3 protein-coding genes are annotated in these 2034 nt (G+C 64.7%); 1 reads left to right on the plus strand and 2 read right to left on the minus strand.

Annotated features, from left to right (window positions below; all coding sequences use genetic code 11):
- Window positions 1–438, plus strand: a 438-nt coding sequence (locus DBR23_RS30675; RefSeq protein WP_233250448.1) for an SIS domain-containing protein, incomplete at its 5' end; no start/stop codon positions are given.
- A 35-nt stretch (window positions 439–473) separates the two neighbouring features.
- Here DBR23_RS30675 and DBR23_RS13525 read toward each other — a convergent pair.
- Together DBR23_RS13525 and DBR23_RS30680 are read right to left on the minus strand one after the other, a co-directional pair.
- A complete protein-coding gene (locus tag DBR23_RS13525) occupies window positions 474–1457 on the minus strand; it encodes a tripartite tricarboxylate transporter substrate binding protein (protein WP_056744041.1) in 984 nt (327 codons plus the stop codon).
- A 126-nt stretch (window positions 1458–1583) separates the two neighbouring features.
- Window positions 1584–2034: electron transfer flavoprotein subunit alpha/FixB family protein (locus DBR23_RS30680; protein WP_233250449.1), on the minus strand; the 451-nt coding region annotated here is incomplete at its 5' end.

Raw genomic sequence — 2034 nt, forward strand, 5'->3', positions numbered from 1 at the left:
GGCGTGGGCAACTCGGGCATCGTGGCACAGGACGCGCAGCACAAGTTCTTCCGTCTGGGAGTGACCTCGATTGCCAGCAGCGACGGCCACATGCAGGTGATGAGCGCCACCCTGCTGGGCCCGGGCGATTGCGCAGTGATCATCTCCAACTCGGGCCGCACCCGCGACCTGATGGACGCGGCCGACATCGCCCGCCGCAACGGTGCCACCACCATCGTCATCACCGCCAGCGGCTCGCCCCTGGCCAGCACCTGCCAGATCCACTTGGCCGCCGACCACCCCGAGGGCTACGACCGCTACAGCCCCATGGTGTCGCGCCTCATGCACCTGCTCATCATCGACGTACTGGCCACCTGCGTGGCGCTGCGCATTGGCAGCTCGCTGCAGCCCATCCTGCAGCAGATGAAAGAGAACCTGCGGGCCAAGCGCTACGCGTAAATCCTGGCCGTCAGGCCAGGCCGGCGCACGCCTTCTCAGTCCAGCGTGACACCCGCGTCGCGGATCACCTTGCCCCACTTGGTCGTTTCGGCCGCCAAAAAGGCGTCGCACGCCTCGGGCGTGGTGCCTTCACCAAAGGTGCCCATGGTGTCGAGCTTGGCCTTGGTTTCATCACTCTGGATGATGGCGTTCACGGCGTCCGACATGCGCTTGACGATGTCGCGCGGCGTCCCGGCGGGTGCAATCATGCTGGCCCAGGTGCTGCCCAGCATGCCGGGCACGCCTTGCTCGATAAAGGTCGGCACGTCAGGCAACATGGGCAAGCGCTTTTCGCTGGCCACGCCGATGAGGGTGATGCGGCCTGCCTTGGCGGGCTGGATCAGGTTGGGCGGAGGGTCGAGGAACAAGGGCACCTGGCCGCCGAGCAGGTCCGTCAGCGCCGGGGCTGCGCCGCGGTAGGGAATGTGGACCATGAAGGTCTTAGTCAGCGACTTGAGCAGTTCGCTGGTCAGGTGCGCAGCCGAGCCTGTGCCGGACGAAGCAAAGCTCACCTTGCCCGGGTTGGCCTTGGCATAGGCCACGAGTTCCTTCACCGTCTTGAACGGTGCATTGGGCGCCACCGCCGCCACCAACGGAGAAACACCCAGCAGCGACACGCCCATCAGGTCCTTGCGCGGGTTGTAGGGCAGTTTGGGGTAGAGCGTGGTGTTGGCGGTAAAGGCCGGAATGACCACGCCAAAGGTGTGACCGTCCGGGGCGGACTTGGCGACGGCATCCACGCCGATGATGCTGTTCGCACCGGGTTTGTTGTCGATGACAACCGGCTGGCCGAATTGCTTTTGCAGGCCCACCGTCAGCAGACGCGCCATCTGGTCGGTGAACCCACCCGCCGTGTAAGGCACGATGATGCGAATCGGGCGGCTGGGCCAACTGGTTTGGGCCAGCGCCGGCAATGCCGCACTGGCCAGCGCTGCGCCGGTGGCCTGAACCAGCCTGCGACGGGAAAGGAATGTGCTCATGGTTTTGTCTCCTGCTAATTTTTAGGCATCAAACAGCCACAGCGCTTATCCAATAAGCGCTGATAGCTCTATTTTTAGTAGCAACCAGATCTCATCGAATGGGTTGCGCCGGTGCTCTGCGGGGGCTCAGAGCGCCTTGACCAGTTCCGGCACAGCCGTGAACAGATCCGCTTCCAGCCCATAGTCGGCCACGCTGAAGATCGGTGCCTCAGGGTCCTTGTTGATCGCCACGATCACCTTGGAGTCCTTCATCCCCGCCAAGTGCTGGATGGCACCCGAGATGCCCGCTGCGATGTACAGCTGCGGCGCCACGATCTTGCCGGTCTGGCCCACTTGCCAGTCGTTGGGGGCGTAGCCTGCATCCACCGCCGCGCGGCTGGCACCCAGGGCGGCGCCCAGCTTGTCGGCCAGCGGGGTCATGACTTCGTCGAACTTTTCCTTGCTGCCCAGCGCCCGGCCACCGGAGACGATGATCTTGGCAGCGGTCAGCTCGGGGCGGTCGCTCTTGGCGATTTCGCTGCCCACGAAGCTGCTCTTGCCGGCGTCGGCCGTGGCGGCGGCGGTTTCAACTTGTGCG

Origin of the sequence: Acidovorax sp. HMWF018, assembly GCF_003061035.1 — a bacterium.
Classification (GTDB): domain Bacteria; phylum Pseudomonadota; class Gammaproteobacteria; order Burkholderiales; family Burkholderiaceae_C; genus Acidovorax; species Acidovorax delafieldii.

Coding starts and splice junctions, on each gene's coding strand:
- DBR23_RS13525 (WP_056744041.1), bottom strand. CDS start 1,457: ATGAGCACATTCCTTTCCCGTCGCAGGCTGGTTCAGGCCACCGGCGCA.